Source organism: Lacrimispora sanguinis (assembly GCF_044987295.1).
Classification (GTDB): Bacteria; Bacillota; Clostridia; order Lachnospirales; family Lachnospiraceae; genus Lacrimispora; species Lacrimispora celerecrescens_B.
Genome location: NZ_CP173277.1, coordinates 1,873,807 through 1,893,959, shown reverse-complemented (window position 1 = coordinate 1,893,959; position 20,153 = coordinate 1,873,807). Strand labels below are relative to the sequence as shown.

The 20,153-nt window shown below is 38.5% G+C and carries 20 protein-coding genes; all 20 read left to right on the top strand.

The annotated features are described in order from the left end of the window. Window positions 1-6 precede the first annotated feature (6 nt). The 20 genes from ACHZES_RS08895 (at window position 7) to ACHZES_RS08800 (ending at window position 20,133) form a co-directional block, all read left to right on the top strand. Complete coding sequence (locus ACHZES_RS08895; RefSeq protein WP_395549381.1) at window positions 7-444, top strand: ATP-binding protein; 438 nt, start codon at window positions 7-9, stop codon at window positions 442-444. A gap of 12 nt (window positions 445-456) precedes the next feature. Continuing rightward, entirely contained in the window at window positions 457-633 is a 177-nt protein-coding gene (locus tag ACHZES_RS08890; RefSeq protein WP_169823622.1) for a hypothetical protein, read from the top strand. A gap of 239 nt (window positions 634-872) precedes the next feature. After that, window positions 873-1,592, top strand: a complete 720-nt coding sequence (locus ACHZES_RS08885; protein ID WP_091232382.1) for a hypothetical protein — start codon at window positions 873-875, stop codon at window positions 1,590-1,592. An 89-nt stretch (window positions 1,593-1,681) separates the two neighbouring features. Continuing rightward, window positions 1,682-7,057, top strand: coding sequence for a SpaA isopeptide-forming pilin-related protein (locus ACHZES_RS08880; protein ID WP_295677909.1), 5,376 nt, complete (start codon window positions 1,682-1,684; stop codon window positions 7,055-7,057). A gap of 78 nt (window positions 7,058-7,135) precedes the next feature. Then, window positions 7,136-7,318: a hypothetical protein gene (locus ACHZES_RS08875; protein WP_091232271.1), complete on the top strand. Its 183-nt coding sequence runs from the start codon at window positions 7,136-7,138 to the stop codon at window positions 7,316-7,318. Between the two features lie 12 nt (window positions 7,319-7,330). Further along, the gene (locus ACHZES_RS08870; protein WP_091232274.1) at window positions 7,331-8,326 is read left to right on the top strand and encodes a DUF5688 family protein; all 996 of its coding nucleotides are present in this window, start codon (window positions 7,331-7,333) and stop codon (window positions 8,324-8,326) included. 10 nt (window positions 8,327-8,336) lie between these two features. Further along, complete coding sequence (locus ACHZES_RS08865; protein ID WP_278276582.1) at window positions 8,337-8,465, top strand: hypothetical protein; 129 nt, start codon at window positions 8,337-8,339, stop codon at window positions 8,463-8,465. Beyond that, window positions 8,437-8,988: a JAB domain-containing protein gene (locus ACHZES_RS08860; RefSeq protein WP_091232277.1), complete on the top strand. Its 552-nt coding sequence runs from the start codon at window positions 8,437-8,439 to the stop codon at window positions 8,986-8,988. The genes ACHZES_RS08865 and ACHZES_RS08860 overlap by 29 nt, the downstream gene beginning before the upstream one ends. A gap of 5 nt (window positions 8,989-8,993) precedes the next feature. Next, entirely contained in the window at window positions 8,994-9,965 is a 972-nt protein-coding gene (locus tag ACHZES_RS08855) for a DUF3991 and TOPRIM domain-containing protein (protein ID WP_091232280.1), read from the top strand. 340 nt (window positions 9,966-10,305) lie between these two features. Then, window positions 10,306-10,851, top strand: a complete 546-nt coding sequence (locus tag ACHZES_RS08850) for a hypothetical protein (protein WP_091232283.1) — start codon at window positions 10,306-10,308, stop codon at window positions 10,849-10,851. A gap of 4 nt (window positions 10,852-10,855) precedes the next feature. After that, a complete protein-coding gene (locus tag ACHZES_RS08845; RefSeq protein ID WP_091232285.1) occupies window positions 10,856-11,185 on the top strand; it encodes a plasmid mobilization protein in 330 nt (109 codons plus the stop codon). 13 nt (window positions 11,186-11,198) lie between these two features. Further along, window positions 11,199-12,626 carry a relaxase/mobilization nuclease domain-containing protein gene (locus tag ACHZES_RS08840; protein WP_091232385.1) on the top strand — a complete coding sequence of 476 codons (1,428 nt, stop codon included), beginning with the start codon at window positions 11,199-11,201 and terminating at the stop codon, window positions 12,624-12,626. A gap of 30 nt (window positions 12,627-12,656) precedes the next feature. Beyond that, window positions 12,657-13,841, top strand: a complete 1,185-nt coding sequence (locus ACHZES_RS08835) for a hypothetical protein (RefSeq protein WP_091232288.1) — start codon at window positions 12,657-12,659, stop codon at window positions 13,839-13,841. Between the two features lie 9 nt (window positions 13,842-13,850). Continuing rightward, a complete protein-coding gene (locus tag ACHZES_RS08830) occupies window positions 13,851-14,333 on the top strand; it encodes a hypothetical protein (RefSeq protein ID WP_242875490.1) in 483 nt (160 codons plus the stop codon). 12 nt (window positions 14,334-14,345) lie between these two features. Further along, on the top strand, window positions 14,346-15,503 hold the full coding sequence (locus ACHZES_RS08825) for a PcfB family protein (protein WP_091232292.1): 1,158 nt from the start codon (window positions 14,346-14,348) through the stop codon (window positions 15,501-15,503). Window positions 15,504-15,508: 5 nt separating this feature from the next. After that, window positions 15,509-17,671 (top strand): VirD4-like conjugal transfer protein, CD1115 family, encoded by a 2,163-nt coding sequence (locus ACHZES_RS08820; protein ID WP_091232295.1) that lies wholly within the window; start codon window positions 15,509-15,511, stop codon window positions 17,669-17,671. 208 nt (window positions 17,672-17,879) lie between these two features. Next, window positions 17,880-18,266, top strand: a complete 387-nt coding sequence (locus tag ACHZES_RS08815; protein WP_330387851.1) for a hypothetical protein — start codon at window positions 17,880-17,882, stop codon at window positions 18,264-18,266. Window positions 18,267-18,336: 70 nt separating this feature from the next. Further along, the gene (locus ACHZES_RS08810; protein ID WP_091232298.1) at window positions 18,337-19,179 is read left to right on the top strand and encodes a hypothetical protein; all 843 of its coding nucleotides are present in this window, start codon (window positions 18,337-18,339) and stop codon (window positions 19,177-19,179) included. Window positions 19,180-19,191: 12 nt separating this feature from the next. Beyond that, window positions 19,192-19,587 (top strand): DUF4313 domain-containing protein, encoded by a 396-nt coding sequence (locus tag ACHZES_RS08805; RefSeq protein ID WP_091232301.1) that lies wholly within the window; start codon window positions 19,192-19,194, stop codon window positions 19,585-19,587. Between the two features lie 6 nt (window positions 19,588-19,593). Further along, window positions 19,594-20,133 (top strand): PrgI family protein, encoded by a 540-nt coding sequence (locus ACHZES_RS08800; protein ID WP_091232303.1) that lies wholly within the window; start codon window positions 19,594-19,596, stop codon window positions 20,131-20,133. Window positions 20,134-20,153: the final 20 nt, after the last annotated feature.

The following is a 20,153-nucleotide window of genomic DNA, read 5'->3' as shown; positions in this document are numbered from 1 at the left end:
GTGCATATGGCTAATAATGTTGTTTTCAATAGTATTCGTATGAATATGAATAATCCTCAACACGTAAAGGTAAATGCAGTTCTTAGCAATCTGGATAACAATGTATGTAAATCAAAAAATCAAATGATTATTGATGCGATAGAGTTTTATATTGATCATTTCGGAAAGGAAGAATTTACGGCAATATCTGAAGAAAAAGCTTCAAGATTTATTACAGTAGATGATTTAGAGAAAGTGAAGGCAGAACTTACTGAAAGTGTTTTGACAGAAGCAAGAAGAGAAGTAATAAGACTTCTTGGTACTGCTATTTCTGGAAGAGTGATTATAGATTCAGAAAAAATAACAGTTCCAGTAGAAGAAAGCCCAAAGGTTAAGGATGATGTGGTTGTATCAGATTTAGCGACTGGTTGGATGGAACAGTCTTTTGAAGGAATGGATGAATAGGAGGGAATGCAAATGTTAAGAAGATTTTTCGCCGGATTAGGCATGATATTGTTAGCAATATTAAAAGGAATCGCTTGGATTTTATTAAGCATATTAAACCTTGCGCTAGGAGTGGCAAAAATCTTCCTTCTTTTGCTTGGATTAGTTGCAAGATTATTTCTAGCATTTGTCAGAATTGGTACACCCTGAGAGGAGGTGAGACTATGAAGATTATGACTTTTGCTGCATACAAAAAGTATCGTCATTTGATGAAATACTTTTTTGCAATGAGTAAACTAAGTGCAGTATAATAAGGAGGAAGACATGAACAGAATACGGGATGTACCTTAGAAGTGTCCCGTGCAACTTAATAGATGTTCACATTTGTAAGTGTGGACAGGCACGGAACACAGAGCCTATCCCACTTACGGAGAGGATAGGTGAAGCAGATGAAAAAGATGATGATTATCATTTTATCCGTAATGGTTTTGATACTTGCAGGATGTTCAAGTAAGAATGCAGAAAATGTGGCTACTCAGAAGGAAAGTGTTACAGAAATACCAGCCTCCACGGAAGAACCTACAGAGAAGCCTACTGTGGAAGAAAAGAAAGAAACGGAACAGCTTACAGAAACAGAACCACCAAAGCAAGAAGAAAAAACAACTGTAGCAGATAATTCTAATACAGAAAGTACCAAGATAAAGACTGATAGCACTCAATCAGACAATAAGAGCAACGAGGCAGAACAGCCAAAGGATGAACCGAAAGAAGAACCAAAAGTAGAACAGCAAGCTCCAGTACAGCCAGCAAAAGCAGATTACAGTCCAGCAAATGTTGTCAGTTTGGCAACAGCTAAGACAAAGGCTGCTGGTAAAATACTTCTTACTGATAATCTTGATAGCTTGTTAGCAAATGGAAGTATTTCGCAGGAAGAGTACAATTCATATTATCCTTATGATGGAGCAGGCTATTACAGCGTGTATGTGCAGACCGACTTAAATACGGCAAGTACAACATCAGGAAGACTTCTAGGTTCGGAAGATGGAATTGCTCAGTATATTGCTGAAATGTTAGCGTGCGAGTCTGGACCATACTTTTTGATTGAATACGTCGGTGTCTATACCAATGGAAGTGGAGACTTTTATGAGTTTAGGTGCTACAGAGCATAGTGACAATTAAATGAACAATATATAACAGGTTAAAGCCAAATACTTTAACCTGTTATTTTTTTGCTCAAAAACAAGGAGGTAACAATTTTATGAAACAGAAATGGAAGCGAATTATGGCAGGTTTCCTTGCTATATTAACTATTTTCACAACCCTGTTTTCAAATGGTACAACTGCATTTGCAGCGAGTGCCAGTGCAAAGATTTCATTCTGGAATGCATCTACAAATTCATCGGGTGAAGTCAGCGAATTGAAAGCAGGATATAATCATGGAAAAGTCTTGTATGCCATGATTGATGGGCACACGGGGTATTGCATGAACTTCGGTTTATCAGCTTCGGGTGGTCAGTTAATGAACAGTTATGATAATGCAAGTACAAGTTTAAGTGCCCAGCAGGAGAAGTATTTATCTTACTGCCTTTATTATGGCTTTAGTTCAACGGATGTATCAGCACCAAGCAATGGTCAGTGTAATGAGTATATTGCAACACAGGCTATGGTTTGGATTATTGCAAACGGTATTTTCGGGACAGCGAGTGCAGATTCGGCAGCTAGTAAACTGTGTGCAACAGCACCAGACTCAACAGCTTCTTATAATTACTACACGTCATTAAAGAACAATATCAGTGCATCTTACAATGCGATTATTCCAAGTTTTGCAGCATCTACACAAAGTGGTGCACCAACTTACGAGTTGAAATGGAACGAAGGTAATCAGAGATTTGAACAGACATTATCAGACAGTAATGGTGTGTTATCCGGTTATGATTTTTCAATCAGTGGTTACAGCATTGATAAGAATGGCAACAGTATGACAATCTATTCTAATTCAGTAAATACAACAGCTACAGCAGGTTCATTTACTTCTAATACTGGCAAAGTCAGTGTAGACGACAGCTGTGTATTCTGGCTGACTGGCAAAGCTGGAGATCAGGAATTTGTATCAGAAGTTCCAAGAGCTGATCCACTTCATGCGTATCTGAAAGTAAAAACAGAAAACATCGGATATGGAGAAATCTATAAAAAAGATGTGGCAAGTGGTGTTTTACTTTCAGGTGCAGTATATGGAATCTATTCTGATAGTGGATGCACAAATAAGGTGCAGGAATTAACTACAGATAGTAATGGGTATGCGAAGTCAAAGGCACTTGTTGCTGGGACCTATTATCTGAAAGAAATTAAAGCACCAAACAAATATGTGATCAGCAATAAAGTCCATACCTTAACTGTAAAAGCAGGCCAGACAACAGGTGTGACAGCTACTGATAAGGAACAGCTAGGGGCAATCACCATCTGTAAGGAAGGCGAAGTACTTTCTGGATGGAATGGCAGCAACTTCACTTATGAGAAAAAGTATTTACCTGGTGCTACTTTTAAAGTGACAGCTGGTGCAGATATTTACAAGGCAGATGGAACAAAGGTTTATAACAAGGACGATGTAATCAAAGAAGCTGTGACAACAGGCATTGATGGCAAAGTCATTGTGACAGACCTTCATCTTGGAACTTATGTGGTAATAGAGACAGGTACGATTGATGGTTACACAATCAATACAACACCTCAGACTGTAGATATTCAGTATAAGGACCAGACAGTAGATATCCAGTATGAAGCAACAAGCATTTACAATACCAGACAGAAAGGCCAGGTATCAGTAGTGAAAAAGGATTCTGATACAGAAAATCCGCTAGATGGTGGTAAATACACTTTATACGCAGCAAATGATATTAAGAATTATGCAGGCAGTGTCATTGTAACAAAAGGCACAGCACTCCAGACAGTTACTACTGGGGAAAATGGTGTGGCAGCTTATACAGTAGATATTCCAATTGCAAATGGCTACTATATCACAGAAACACAAGCACCATATGCTTACACGAGAAACCAGAGAGACACTTATAGCTTCAATTTCAATTACTTGTCAAACACAACACCTACAGCAACATTCAGCCATACTTTCAAGAATGACAGAACAACTGCAAAGATTCATATCTATAAAGTAGATAAGGAAACAGGAAAAGCAGTTCCACAGGGAGATGCGAAGTTAGAGGGTGCAGTTTACGGTCTTTATGCAAGAAATGATATTTCACATCCAGATGGAGCAACAGGTATCATTTTCAAAGCAGGAGACTTGATAGCAACACTTACAACAGACAGTAAAGGCGAAGCAGAGGTAAAGAACCTTTATCTTGGCAATTACTATGTAAAAGAGATTGAACCATCAGAAGGTTATCTGTTAGATGAAGAGGAACATGATGTTATCTGTGATTATGAGAATGATCTGGTAGCAGAGGTTTCAAGAAGTACAAAGTCAACGGAGCAGGTTATCAAACAGCCATTCCAGTTAATCAAGGTATCTGATAATGGGGATGATACAGAAGAACCACTTCTTTCAGGAGCAGGCTTTACTGCATTTCTGAAATCATCATTGAAGGTATTAGAGAATGGCAGCTATGATTATGACAATGCAACAAAAGTTCTGATTGGCTCTAATGGAGAGACAACTTTGTTTACGGACGATAAGGGACATCTTGTAACACAGCCAATTCCTTATGGAACTTATATTGTATTGGAAACAGTAACACCTCACAACATGGAAACAATCAAACCATTTGAAGTGAAGATTGTAGAGAACCATCCAACAGAGCCACAGACATGGCGTGTATTCGTGGATCGAGAATTTACAGCGAAGCTTCGTGTGGTAAAGCAGGATTCCAAAACTGGAAAGACTGTATTAGTTCCAAATGCAACATTTAGGATTTACAACATGGATAAGAAAGAATATATAGAACAGATTACAACTTATCCTACCAAAGTAAAACACACCACATTTTCAACAGATGAAGATGGAGATTTGATTCTTCCTGAGAGTTTGAAGTTAGGCAACTATCGTATTGAAGAAATTGCTGCACCTTTTGGTTATGTGATTAACGAAACTTATATCAAAGTAGTGGTGGATTCTGATACAGCATATGAAGTAGATAGTGACACTTATGAAGCAATCATTGATGCAGTGTATGAAGATGCACCAGCACTTGGAGAATTGACAGTAGAGAAAAAGGGTGATGTTCTTACTTCTTATGAAGGTGGACTATTTGCGTCTGAAAATGAGAAAGCCTTTATCTACAAAGAAAGTTCTCTTGCAGGAGCTAAGTTTGAAGTATATGCGGCGGAAGACATTTACACCAATGATTATCAGTTAGATGAGAATGGTGTAAGAACCAAGTATTATACAAATGGCGAGTTGGTAGCAACACTTGTTACAGGTGAGGATGGCAAAGCCAAACTTGGAGATTTACCAATGGGAAGCTACAAAGTAGTAGAGGTAGAAGCACCATATGGCTATGTTTTAAACAAAGAAGCACAGGTGGTCACATTCACTTATGTGGATGATAAGACACCAGTAATTTATGAATCTGTCACATTCACAAACGAGCGTCAGAAATTGTCATTATTTGTTGACAAGAAAGATTCTGAAACGGAAGAAGGTATTCCGGGAGCAGTATTCGGACTATATGCAGATGAAGACATTAAGAATGTGGACGGTAAAGTCATTGTAAGTGCAGGTTCTTTACTAGAAACAGTAGTATCCGATGAAAATGGTCATATTTCATTCACGAAGGATTATCTATTTGGCAAGTATTATGCAAAAGAAATGGAAACACCAGCGGGATATGTATCTTCTGAGGAAGTAGTGACTTTTGATGCACAGTACAAAGGTCAGGAAGTTAGTATTGCAGAGTATGGTTCGGTATTCTTAAATACACCAACTACTTTTGAATTTACCAAAGAGGATATCGCAAGTGGAGCAGAAATTAGCGGAGCAACCCTTACTGTTACAGATGCAAAGGGTAATGTCATTGATACTTGGACATCGAAATCAGGAGAGGCTCATGTGATTAAGAGACTTGTTGTAGGAAAAACTTATACTCTTCGTGAAGACTATGCACCTTACGGATATTTAAAGGCAGCGGAATCTACTTTTACAGTAGAAGACACAGAGAAGATTCAGTGTGTTGTTATGAAGGACGAAGTTCCAACTGGAACAATCATTCTTAACAAGGATGGAGAATTTGTAACAGATACCACTCTTGTAAAAGAACATTGGTATGATTTCGTGTTCAATTACTTTAAAAAGAGTCTTGCTGGAGTCACCTTTGAAGTATATGCAAAGGAAGATGTGGTAAGTGCCGATGGGCTTGGAACAATCAGCTACAAGAAAGATGAATTAGTGGCTACCATTGTTACCAATGAAAAGGGATATGCAACCTTAGAGAACCTTCCACTTGGTAAATACTATGTGGTAGAAACCAAGACAATTGAAGGATTTGTTTTAGATTCCACACCAAAGGATGCAGAACTTTCTTATGTGGATCAGAATACAGCTGTCGTATATGCTGGAATGTCTGTAACCAATGAAAGACAGAAGGTACAGATTACTGTTATTAAGAAAGATGCAGAAACAAAGGAAGTATTAAGCGGAGCAGCATTTGGATTGTTTGCAAAAGTTGACATTGTAAATGCGGATGGTGAAGTAATTGTAAAGGCTGACACCGAGATTGAAAGAGCAGTAACGGGAAAAGACGGTAAGGTAACATTTGTATCAGACCTTCCACTTGGAAAGTATTATGTAAAAGAAGTGGAAGCACCAAAGGGATATGTGAAATCAGACATTACCTATGATGTGAATGCCTCTTATCAGGGAGATTCTATTAAGGTATTAGAATTTGAAGCTGAATTTACAAATGAGCCAATTAAGGTATACTTCACGAAGACAGATATTACAGGAGAGCATGAATTAGAAGGAGCAGTACTTTCTATAATTGATGCAGATGGAAAAGTAGTAGAGAAATGGACTTCTGGAAAGAAAGCACATCTTATCGAAAGACTTCCTATTGGCAAGTATATCTTAAGAGAAGAAACTGCTCCATTTGGTTATGTAATCGCCAAAGATGTTGAGTTCACAGTAACGGAGATAGCAGATATTCAGAAGGTTTCTATGAAAGATGAAGCAGCTGTTGGAAAGATTATCATTGAGAAAACGAATGCGGATACTGGCAAGGCTTTAGCTGGTGCTAAGTTCGAGATTCGTGATAAGGATGGTAAAGTAATTGAAACCTTAATCACTGACAAAAACGGTCATGCAGAATCACAAGAACTTGCTATTGGCACATTTAAAGATGGCAAGTATGAAGCGGCAATCACTTATTATGTGGTTGAAGTTGAGGCTCCAAAGGGTTATATCCTTGATGAAACAGTAAAGGAAGTAACTTTTGAGTATAGAGATGGCAAGGTTGGGGTAATAGAATACAAGCTTGCTGTCAGCAACAAACCAACCGAACCGAAGTTACCACAGACAGGCGATAACTTCAATCCTTGGCTTTATGGAGGTATCGGGGCAGTTGCACTTACGCTTGGTGTAGCGGCACTCTTTTGGAAAAAGAAAGAGGATAAGGAAGAAGCGTAGAAAGAAATAGGAACTATTCACACAGGGAGTTACAGGCCATTGCTTATAGCTCCCTATTTCAATGTCAGGAGGTTAATTATGTCAGACAACATTAGTATTTATCTTCGTAGTAATGCAGAAGGTGTAATCAGTATCAGCATTGATATTCCGATTGGCCTAGTTCAGTCAATGAAGACAAAGAGCGTGGCAGAACCAACGGAAGTATTAATGAGTCAATTAGCAGAGAATTGGATGAGTTCAGAACCATCCAACAACAATTAGGAGGATTTTATTATGATGAATTATGAGATTTTTAAAGAGGTAGTAAAAGAGAAGTTTATGGATTTTTTACCAGAACAGTACCAGAATATGAAGCTGGCAGTAAATCCCACAGAAAAGGTGAATCATACAGTAGATGGACTGACATTAATGGGAGAAGGGGTAAGAGTTTCGCCTACCATCTATATCAACAACATGTATAAGCATTACAAAGATACAGACAATCTTGAGTTGGTATTAACTGATGCAGCAGCCATGATGGAAAAAGCCATGAGAGAAGCTCCAGATAATGTCCCTTCCCTTGATATGGAAAGTGCAAAGGATAACATCGTATTCCAGCTTGTAAATACTGAGCAGAATAAAGCGCTTCTTGAAGATGCACCAAACAGAGCCTTTCAGGATTTGTCCATTATTTATCGCTGGGTAGTGAAGGTAGAAGATTCTGGCATTCAAAGTACTGTGGTTCATAATTCTCTAGCAAAGCAGCTTGGCATGAGTGAAGATGAAATGTTTAAGGCTGCGGTAGAGAATACCAGACGAATTTTCCCGCCAAGAATCAGAAACATGAATGAGGTAATTAAGGATATGTTTATGAAGGATGGAATGCCACTTGAAATTGCAGAAATGATGATTGGAGAAATTCCTCCAGAACAGTCTATGTATGTGATTTCTAATGAGCAGGGTATCAATGGAGCAATCTCCATGTTATATGAAGATAAGCTTCATGCATTGGCGGAAGATTTAGAAACAGACCTCTATATTATGCCCTCATCTGTGCATGAAGTCATCGCAGTAAGCTCTAATATGGGTGATCCAAATGAACTTGCTCAGATGGTAGCGGAAATCAATATGGATCAGGTATCGTTAGAGGAAAGATTGTCGAACCAGGTATATCACTATGACAAAGATTTGAGAAAACTTTCTCTTGCAACAGATACTCCAAATAAGCGTTTGGATGGAATTGTGGCAGAGCCTAAGTTGATTTACTCAGCTACAGAAAAGTCCAGATAAGGAGGTTATTATGGAGCAGGAGATGACAATGCAGGAACTGATTGCTCTGATGAATGACACTGATGGAGAACTTTTAATCCATGTTGAGTTCGGAGAGGAGGCTGATGTGGATGGGGAAGAAACCAGAAGTACAGAATGAATTCGGACTTGATGTGGTATCAGTAAGATTAGTAAAGGATGCGCCTATTTTTTCGGAGCATCCTTTTACTTCTCCAACAGAGACAGTTGCAGTTCTAGGGGAATTAATGTCGGAATTTGACCGAGAGGTGGTATGTGTAATAAATCTTCGTTCAGACCTAAAACCAATCAATGTACACTTTGCAAGTATTGGTGCATTGAATGAAGCAATGGCACATCCGAGAGAGCTGCTAAAAGCAAGTATATTGTCAAATGCAGCAAGTATTATGCTGGTTCACTCGCATCCAACCGGAAACCTCACACCAAGTAAGGCGGACACTATGATGACAGACAGGATGAATTCTGTATGTGAAATGATGGGAATCCCGTTAGTGGATCATATTATTGTCGGGGGCAAGAATCGTGAGTTTTTTAGCTTTAAGGAAAAGGGAATGATTAAGAATCCCAATATTCATCTTGCAACAGACTATAAAACATTTGATATGAACTCACCATTAGTTGCGGAAAAGGGAAGAGGCAGGTGATAAGGATGGATGACAGATATACAGAGGGAGAACTACGAGTGGCGAAGAGTGTTGACCTTACAGCGGTTGCTTCACAGTTAGGCTATACAGTAAAGCGTGTTGGAAAGTATTACACTTTAAAAGAAATGGATTCCATAAGAATCTATGATAAAAGCCACTGGTATCGTTGGTCGAGACAGTATGACAAAGGGAATAATGGCGGTTCTCAGATTGATTTCTTACGAGTGTTCTGTGGTATGGATGTTAAAGAAGCAGTATTTTGGTTATTAGATTTTGCAGGGTATAGAAGAATACCCAATGCTACTGAAAAACCAAAACTAAAATATCAGGTGCCCACTCAAAAAACAGAAGAGAGAAAGCCATTTGTTTTGCCTGAACCATCTGCTGATAATTCATATCTGTATGAATACCTGAATCGGGATCGAGCTATTGGTAAGGCAGTAATAGACTATTTTGTAAGTCAGGGGCTGATATACGAAAGCAGGCATTATCATAATGTAGTGTTTCGAGGAAATGACAAAGCGGGAGTCACTAGATTTGCCAGTATGAGAGGTGTTTTTGACAAAGAAGGAAAACCTTTTAAGTGTGATGTTGCAGGCAATGATAAGCGATATGGTTTCAATGTTTCTAATGAGGACAGTACGCAGCTGATTGTTTTTGAAGCTGCAATAGACCTTATGAGCTATGTTGATATGTTTGGTGATTACGAGAGTAATAAACTAGCTCTTGGAATGCTGTCTGATGCACCTCTTGAAACATTCTTGGAAGAACATCCCAAGGTAAGTTCAATCAGATTTTGCTTAGATGCAGATGCACCAGGGAGAAAAGCAAGCGATGAATTGACAGTGAAATACTACGGTCTAGGGTATGATGTGGAAGATTGTCCTCCACCAGAAGGATTTAAAGATTATAATGAATGGCTTGTTGCATCAAAGGTGAAAGTGAACTCAAAAAGTACGACCATTTCAGGTAGGTGAACTTAAAAAGTAAGACCACTATACCAAAAAGAACTTAAAATATGCGACCACATTAAGAAAGCTTGAAATAAATATCTATTTATTATTAGAAAGTGAACTTAAAAAGTGAGACCATTTTGGGCAGGTGAACTTAAAAAGTAAGACCACAAGCGCAAAATGAACTTGAAAAGTGAGACCATGTGGCAATATAAAGGGGTTTTAGGGGAATTTGTCCCCTGACTAGGAAGCAGAATGGATGGATATCCAATCTGCGTATCTAGCCATGCTCAGGGTATTAGCACTGGGCAAGAGAGCCATGATAATTTTAACTAAACACGGATAAGGAGGTGTACTTGTAGCGATGGACAGAGAAGATTTACAAGGAACAAAACCAGTAGAATTATCTACAGTAGAATCACTACTAGAATTCCAAAGGAACTTTGAGACAGGATTTCATTTTACAGATAAAGAGGCAGAGATTATTATTGATTACTTTGAAGGCCATGATTATGTGCTTGGTCATGTGGAGGGTGTTCATTTTAGAGGAGACTTAGCTGACAAAAAAGAGGAGACTGTTTGGGAAGAATATTCAATGGATGATGTTATTGATCTTGTATGTGAATGGAATTATGAGTTTATCTTGGATATTGATGCCGAAAGGCAAAATGCTAGGGATATGATTGAATTTGGAAACATGCAGAGCCGCTATGACAACTTGAAATCGGAAGAACAGGTGCTTGATAAGCTATTTGATCAGACGAAGTATGGAAAACAAGTAGAAGAGTTAGCGGTGAAACTTGCGGATGAATTGATTACTAATTTGTCACAAGGGAAGGACATTAGCGATACAGTACAAAATATTACGACTGCATTTCCAAAGCAGGAAGTAAGTGCGAGAGCGAGGTGATTAGATGGCGGGAAGACAGCACAGCATTGATAAGCTGCTTAGACTGACTCCAGAGGAAGCAAAGGTGTTAGCGATAAAGGCAAAAGAGGCAGGTATGTCTGAGTCCGCTTATCTTAGACTTCTTATTGACCAGAAACCAAATGATTATCCAGAAATACGCAAGATGCTAAAGGAATTGATTAATGAGGTCAATCGAATTGGTGTGAATATTAACCAGATTACTTACAATAACAATACGGAACTTTACTCAAAGGAAGATAAAGATAGCTTAACAGCGTATATGCGAAAGCTGAATTTGGAGGTTAAAAAGGTGGTGGAGCAGATTGGCAATTAGCAAGATACTATATATGAAAGACTGTGGTTCTGGTTTTCATGGCAGACATTTAAAGACAGCACTTGAGTATGTTATGAATCCAGAGAAAACACGGGATGGAAGGCTGATTGGAGGAATCAACTGCCAGCCAGACAATGCTTTTGAACAAATGAAAGCAACAAAAAGAAAGTTTGGAAAGATTGATAAGCGTCAGGGTTATCATATTATTTTATCTTTTAAGGAAGGTGAAATTGATTCTGATAAAGCTTATGAAATAACCAGACGATTTGTGGAAGAATACTTGGGCAAAGAGTATGAGGCAGTGTTCTGTGTTCACGATAACACGGACCATATTCATTCTCATACAGTATTTAACAGTGTTAGCTTTGTAGATGGGAAAAAGTATCGTTATGAAAAAGGGGACTGGGCTAAAGAAATACAGCCTATAACCAATCGCTTATGTGAGGAATTTGGCTTATCTACGATTGATATTGAAACAGATAAGAATGAAAAGCACGAATACTATCATGAATGGAATGAGTATCGAGATGGTAAATTCGTGTGGTCAGATATGATAGTAAGAGATTTAGATGCATGTATTTTGCAGGCTGGTGATTTTGAACAGTTTTTAGAATTGCTTCATGATAAAGGGTATGAAGTGAAGCAAGGAAAATATCTTGCCGTAAAGCCACCGGGGATGAATCGTTTTAAGCGATGCAAGACACTCGGCGAGAATTATTCGGAGGAGAGGATTCGTGAAAGAATACCCACCGAAGATTTAGCTTTCTATCAAGCTATGAAACAAGAGATACAGCCAGAAATTGTGAAGTGCTATGTGAGACGGTATCGCAGAGCAAAGATGTCTGGTATTCAGAAAAGATATTATGCGAAGCTATATCGAATCGGAAAACTAAAGAAAAAACCTTATAGTCAGGCTTGGAAATATAAGAATGACATAAAAAAAATGCAGAAGTTACAACAGCAGTATTTGTTTTTAGTAAGGCATAATGTTCATAATGTAGTAGAACTAGCAGCAACAGTTGATAATTTGACTGGTAAGAAGAAGGAGGCATCCACAGAAAAAAGCAGAGTATATCGTTCTAGAGAAAAGTGTAAAACGATTTTTGCGATTGCTGATGATTTAGAGGAGTTAAAAACAGCGGAAAATAGTTATCTGAATGGGGATAAGTTCTTTGAGGAAGAGCATAATCAGTGGATAAATCTAATGAGTCAGTTACAACAAGAGGGATATTCCTTAGAAGAGGTGGAGCAGCTTAAAGAGTATTACAGGGAACAGTATTCGATTGTCAGTAGCAAGGAGAAAGTAGTATTTAAAGAACTTAATCTTGGAAAGTCGATAGTGAAAGATATGATTTCTGATAACGAGGATAGAACTATGATTGAGGATAATACAAAGAACAAAATAACAGAAAGAACTAAGCAGAAGCAGCCAATTCGTTAGGCTGTTTTTTTAGTTGAAGGAGGTTTTAGAATGGACAACATTAGGAGAGGTAACATACTTAAAGAAATCAAAAATGCAAACCGTTTTGAAGATGATGTGTATCTTCTTGTTGAAGAGGATTTGACTTTTGGACTTGAAAAGGATCAGATTGATTTGTATTTGAAAAAGAACTTCAAGCTATCTCAAATGAAGGTGTTATCTAGTTATTTGAGAAAGGGAATAGATGTGGAATTTGTGGAACTGGTTGCAAATCATCCAGAATTGACAGGATATCAGGTGCAGGTTGCTTTGGATTTCTTTCAAAAGGGTGTTCCCATAGCAACAATAGAAAGCTCGGTTGGAAATAAAAGTAATGTTGCTGAAATGAAGGAATTATTTCAGTCGGTGTTAGAAAAGGCAAAAGCAGCCAGGGTAGGAGCAGAGGATGCTCCTGCATATGTAAAGGAAATGATGGAGCAAATGGCAGCATCTATTGAGAAGATTCAGTATCAGGAGCAACGCTATGATGAACTGAATAAGAAGCTGACAATCTTTGAAAGCACTAAGCGAGATGAGGAAGTCAGAGATAATCTGCTACAGAAGTACAACGATGCGGAGTCGTTGCTTAATTCACAGCAGAACAAGTTAAATCAAGCAGATTCTACGATAGCAAGACTTCGTGAACAAATCACGGATAAAGAAAAGGAGATGAAAAGAATGCAGACACGCATAGATACTTTAGAGGATAAACTGCTTGCAAGAGCAGATAAGCCAGAAAAAGATACACCAGTTGTCGCAAAAAAAGCGATAGCAGACAGCGAACCAGAGGATACAACTGTAAAAGAGGAAAAACAGGCTGCATCTAATATCACAGCTCCAATTCCAGAAATGTTTACAGGTAGCAATGCAATCCCAGTTTATTATCAGATGCCAGTAGTTGATGCTCAGGGAAGAATGGTGCAGAGAGTTCCAGTAGAGAAAATTATTAGAAAAAGTGAAACAGGTGTTGCTGCACTGATCGGAAGGCTTGGTTTTAAGAAAAAGAGCAGACAGGATATTGTGAAACTTGTTGCATCGGGAGATTTAGTTCCAGCACAGCTTATCCAGATAAAGACTGGTATGGAACGAGGACTTACTGAGGGGCAGCTTGTAGAACTAATTAACAACAATGTATCAGCAGAAAAGATGAAGGAAATCATTGAAATTGCTGTACTTGAAAACAGTATGGATTATTAGGAGGATACTATGGGATTATTGATGATAAGCGAAACCATAAATGATATATGTAAGGTATCACATTCATTTTCTAATGAAGAAAAGGAATTTATCGTGCAGTTTGCTTTCAAGACTTCGGACAAAGAACTTACAAATAAGTTGATTGATGAACTGGTAGAATCGGTGGATGAAACGGATTCCATACGCATTATGGAGAAATATTCTGTGATGTATGATGTGAAGCCAACTTGGGTAAGCCAGATTGAGAATTTGTTAGTTTCTATTGAGATGTATCGTATCCAGGAGCAAAAAGCGATAACAAGACTTTCGGAAGTATTGGGTGCGTATGGAATTGATGTATCTGAAGATGAGGTAAGAACGGCAGATTCTGAAAGTATCAAGGCAAAGATTGCTGAAAGTCAGAGAGAAACAGAGGAACAGGAGGAAGAAGAAGCAGACAAAAAGTCTGTTGAATCTGAACCGAGATGCACATTGAGAGAACCAGTATTGTAGGAGGGATGACAGATGGCAGAAGAAATTCAAGAGGCGGTACAGATTATCCGTGTCGCATATGATGGTGTAGAGATTGCTATGAAAGTAGGCAGTGGTGGTATTAGCGCCATGCAGAAAGCAATTGATGTCTTAAAGGGACTTCTCGATTATGAGAAATCTTTAGGAAAAACATCAATGAGAAAGTTATTGATGAAGGGTGGAGATTTGCAGGTATTGCAGTTTGAAACCAAAGATATGAAAAAAGTTCAAAAACTGGCTAAGAAATATGGGATTCTATATTCTGTATTACCGGATTTGAATCATAAGGATGGTATGAGCGAGGTTATTTTCCACACGGAAGCAGTTCCTAGAGTAAATATGATCCTTCAGAAACTCAGTTCAGGACGTATTGCCACCTTTGATGATTACTTGAAAAACGGGGATGAAAAGCAGCTGGGAAAGTTGATGGATTTTCTTAAGAATCAAAAAATGGGAAACGACATGGTCCACAGTGAGGATGGAGTGAAAGTAAGTACTGTTATGGATGGTCTAATTGAAAAAGTTGGATTATTTGCGATGGGCAAACAGAGTATCAGTGTGGACAGTGTAAAGGAGAATTTCAGTATTGATAATTCTCAGGCAGAAAGTGTTATTAAGCAGCTTGAAACCATTGGTGTTCTTGGTACAAAGAATGCTTCTGGTGAGCATAAGGTCATTATGGACAAGGAAGCGTTCTTAAATCGAGTGAGAGGATATCAGTGCCTTGCCGAAAGAATGAGAGCAGTTTCTGCTTCTAAGAATATGAACTTATCCGATGTCACAATCAGCAAGAATCTTATTGTTGAGGAAAATGAACATGCAGTAAAAACCAGAGTACCAGGCACTTGGGGAGATAACGCAAGATTCGTGTGGCTGAATAAGGAAAACATTATGGAGATTCATAATGGAAAGACAATGCTTACCTTTATCGACAGCAATAAGAACTATAAGATGTACGATTCACAGAATCGAGTGGTAGAGACGAAGCGAGGGGAAGAACTATATACACATTATGATAAAGTGGAATCCAATTTGCGTGAGAAGTATGAGCAGACTAAGACAGAAACTAGAGGCGAGCGTGGAAAGGCGGGAGAAACTAAGACTACCACGAAGTCCACTACTACGAAGACAACCACAACAAGAAAGAGGTAGAGCCTATGCAGACAAGTAAAAAGAAACCATCGGTTCTCTTTCTTCTACTTGGAGCATTAGCAGCATGGTATCTTGGATATCTGATAGGTGGAGCATGGGAAGATGGCATAGAGTTTAATGCCTTCCTAAGTAGATTCAATGAAGTATGTGCTGTACCATATGGCAATTACTTCAATCAATATACAGTAAAAGCAGTAGCCATTGTGTTGGGAATATACGCAATGGCTATTGTTATGTATTACACCAGTCAAAGAAATATGATGCCGGGAAAGGAATTTGGTACAGCAAAACTAGAGACACCACAGAGAGTCAATAAGGTTCTTGCAGATAAGGATGAGAATTTCAATCGTATTCTAAGCCAGAATGTAAGAATGTCACTTGATTTCAGAAGATTGAAACTGAATGGAAACATTTTGATATGTGGTGGTTCTGGTGCTGGTAAAACTTTTTATGAAGTAAAGCCAAATCTGATGCAGATGCCTCATAACTGTTCTTTTATCTGCACCGATCCAAAGGGAGAAATCCTTAGAAGTACAGGTGGAATGTTAAAAAAGAACGGGTACAATGTGAAAGTTATTAACCTATTGGAGATGGATAAGTCAGACTGTTACAATCCATTTTCCTATATCAGAGAAGAAACAGATGTTGTAAAACTGATTACTAATATTATCAGTAATACCACACCAAAAGGTGCTACACCATCTGATCCATTTTGGGAGAAGGCAGAGGGGTTATTTCTTCAGTCCATTTTCTATTATGTTTGGCTAGAAGAAAAACCGAGTAAGCGTAATTTTGAAACAGTGTTAAAACTGATTGGGGAAGCAGAGGTTGTAGAACAAGGAAAACAGTCGATGCTAGACCAGAGAATGTCCTATTTACAAAAAAATTCACCATTAGGTGCAAATCATCCAGCAGTTAAACAGTATAACAAGTGTATGCGTGGTGCAGGAGATACAGTTCGTTCCATTATTATCAGTGCAAACTCAAGACTTGCCTTCCTTGAGAATCAGCAGGTATTACGATTGCTATCGAAGGATGAGCTAAACCTTGCAGATATAGGCATTGGTGTAAATGGAGATGGGGAAACAAAGACAGCTCTATTTTGTGTAATACCAGATTCAGATAAGTCCTATAACTTCATTATCGGTATGCTTTATACGCAGATATTTCAGGAATTGTACTATCAGGCAGATTTTAACTGTGGTGGCAGACTTCCAATCCATGTCACCTTTATGTTAGACGAATTTGCGAATGTTGCATTACCAGATGATTACTGTTCGCTGCTTTCTACTATGCGAAGCAGGGAAATTTCAAGTATTATCATCATTCAGAACTTTGCACAGCTAAAGGCTTTGTTTAAGGATACTTGGGAAACAATCCCCGGCAATTGTGATACTTTTATCTATTTGGGTGGAAACGAACAATCCACTCACAAATATGTGTCAGAACTGCTTGGAAAAAGCACGATTGATAAGAAGTCGAGTGGAGAAACTAGAGGCAGACAAGGAAGCTCTTCAAGGAATTTTGATGTGTTAGGAAGAGAGATATTTACTCCTGATGAGGTAAGAAAGCTGGATAACAAGAAATGTATTATCTTTATCCGTGGTTTTGATCCAATTCTTGATAATAAGTATATTCCTTTCGCACATCCAATGTTCGACCAGACATCAGATGGAAAAGGTGAGCCTTATGTTCATGATGTTAAAGCGAATCAGAATCTGATTGGTCCACCTTTTGAAATTCTGTCTCAAAAGGCAATTGCACATTTTGAAAAGATGAAGGAAAAGGGAGAGAATATTTATATTGACGATTTGAAGTATGAGGAATTTATGCTGCTTGGAGAGGTTGAACTGAACCGAAGATTTAGCAGTCTGGAAGAAAAAGTTCAGAAGAATAAGTTAAATGAGGAGCAGGGAAACGAATTGGAGTATGCAGAGGAAATGACGGAGAATCAAAGAGTTCGTCCTAAACCTAAAGCAAGAAGGGAAGTTCCAGAATGGGAAGATAAGATTTCAAATCGAATCGTTCATTGGCATTATTCTGATGAACAGATACACGAGATGCAACAGGCACTTGAAGCAAAAGTATCAAAAGCATTGGTAATGCAGTATTTTTATCCTGATTATAGTGTGAAAGAAATGCGGGAAGTTTGGTATAGGAACGCTTAGATATGAAGGAGGTGGTTATCGCAGTAACGCATCAGGAAAAGCCTGATTAACCTAGGTACCAGGAGTAATCCTGTTTTGATAGAAACTAATAACAACGCAGATATGAGTAGATGAATGTTATCTATTCGGTCATTTTAGCCGGATAGATGATGTTCATCTTTTTATATCCGGCGTGACCTCTGCACCAGACTTTGAAGGAGATTTTATTATGCGTAAAAAAAGCACAGCAGTAACAGCAAACACATCAAACAAAGTAAACGGAGGTAACACAATGAAAGGATTTTATGGAAATGTTAAAAAGAAACTGATTCCAACAGTATTTGGAAGTGTAATGGCAGTCAGCCTTATGAGCACACAGTGTTTTGCAGCAGCAACAGGAACATCAGCTGTAACCCAGCCACTCGATAACTTAAAGACACTTGTAATCGCAGTCATCGGTGCAGTCGGTGTCATTATCTTGGCAAAAAACGTAATGGAGTTCGCTCAGGCATATCAGCAGCAGGATTCCTCTACTATGAACTCAGCATTAAAGGGAATTGTAGCAGGTGTTATGATGGCAGGTATCTCTACTGTATTAACATTCCTTGGCTTTTAGGAATTATGGGAAAAGCAAATGCGGGGCAGTCATGCCTCGCAGATATTAAGAAGGAAGGTGAATTACAAGTATGGATATATTCAAACTTGGAGACAAAATATTGTCTCTATTAGAAATGGTATTCGGCTTTTGGAACAACCAGATTTCACTTGTATTTTCAATGCTTGGACAGTCACCGGTTAACTTTAAGGGCGGAGGTCCCTGGGCAATTATTGAAGGGATAGAACCAATCTTTGTAGCGGTTGGTTCATCTCTGGTCGTCTTGTTCTTTGTTATCGGTTTCTGTTCGGAGAGTGTGGATGTAAAAGAGGATATGCGATTTGAAGTAATCTTAAGAATGCTGATTCGAGTGGGACTGGCAGAATGGTTTGTTGCCAATAATGTCACGATTATGAAGGCGTTTTTTACTTCCATTGGAAATTTGGTTAATCTGCTGACAGCAGGCACAACAACGACACTAAGTATTGATAGTGCACAGGCAGATATTATTAAGAATTTAGGATTTGGAGAGAGTCTAGTCATGTTAATTCTGGCAGCATTACTTTCCATTATTATCATTATCTGTGGCTTTTTCATTATTTACACAGTGTATTTCAGATTCTTAAAGATACTGATTATCGTGCCGATGGGAGCGATAGCGTTTTCTACAATGGGTGGAAACAGAACAGTAAGTCATACCGTAGTATCTTATTGCAAATATTTCTTATCTGTTGTCTTTGAGGCAGTCACTATGGCACTTGCAATTATTGTGTGTAATGCTTTTGTTAGTGCGGGACTTCCATCTTTTACAGGAAGTTATGCAGACTGGGCACAGACGCTCATTTATCTGTGTGAAATGACATTTACGATTGCAATGACAGTTGGAAGTGTTAAGGGAGCGCAGTCACTCACAAGCAAGGCATTTGGCTTGTAGAAAGGAGCGGCAATGGAATTAGATTATAAGACACAATGGGGAAGTACAGAAAAGGTAACGATTGATATTAACAGTTATCTGAATAATGGATGTCTTTATATTGGCTTGGTAAGCCATGAAGAAGGTTATCCAGAACCATTTGGTGATTTGACAGTCAATTTAGATGGACAAGTCCCTGATTACTGTGCCTATGTAGATTTAAACAATATGCCAGAACTTGAGAAGTTTATTGAAGAGAATCATATGGGCGAGTTTTCAGGACTTGTGAAACAGAGTGGATTTAGTCAGTATCCACTTTATATGTTTGATGCTGAAAAATTACGAGAATTATGTCCAGAGGGCATGAAGATGTATGAAGACAGTATCGGAGTAAAAAAGACACCAGAAGTAAAAGAGAAAGTGAGGTAGAAAGTAATGGTAATTGAGATTAACAAAGATATTGATCGTTATCAGGAATCAGTTGCACTTGGTCTTTCTGCAAAACAGCTTATCTTTTCTGTAGCAAGTGTGGCAGTTGGAGGCACATTGGTACTTCTTTTGTACCGATATATTGGTCTTACAGGAGCAGCTTATGTTGCAATTCCTTGTGTTGCACCAATCGCACTTGGCGGATTCTATTCCTATAACGGAATGGACTTCTATGAGTATATGGGAAAAAAGCTGAAGTTTATGTTTTCTAATAAACCTCTTACTTATCTGTCCACAGAGGGAGAACTTGCGATTGCAGAATATCGCATGGAGGAACTCTCCACAGGTAGGAAGAAAAAGGGGAAGCAGAAAGCTGTTAAGAAAGATACAGCAAAGGTAACTGAGGATAATAACACAAAGCAACAGGCAAAGAATACGGAGGAATTTGAAGCTATGAAGAAAAAGACGAAGAGAATGTTATTTGGACTGATTGGCGTTATCGTAGCAGCGGTAGCAGGAATCATGGCATATAAGTATATGCAGTAGTAACTAGAAGGAATACCTGA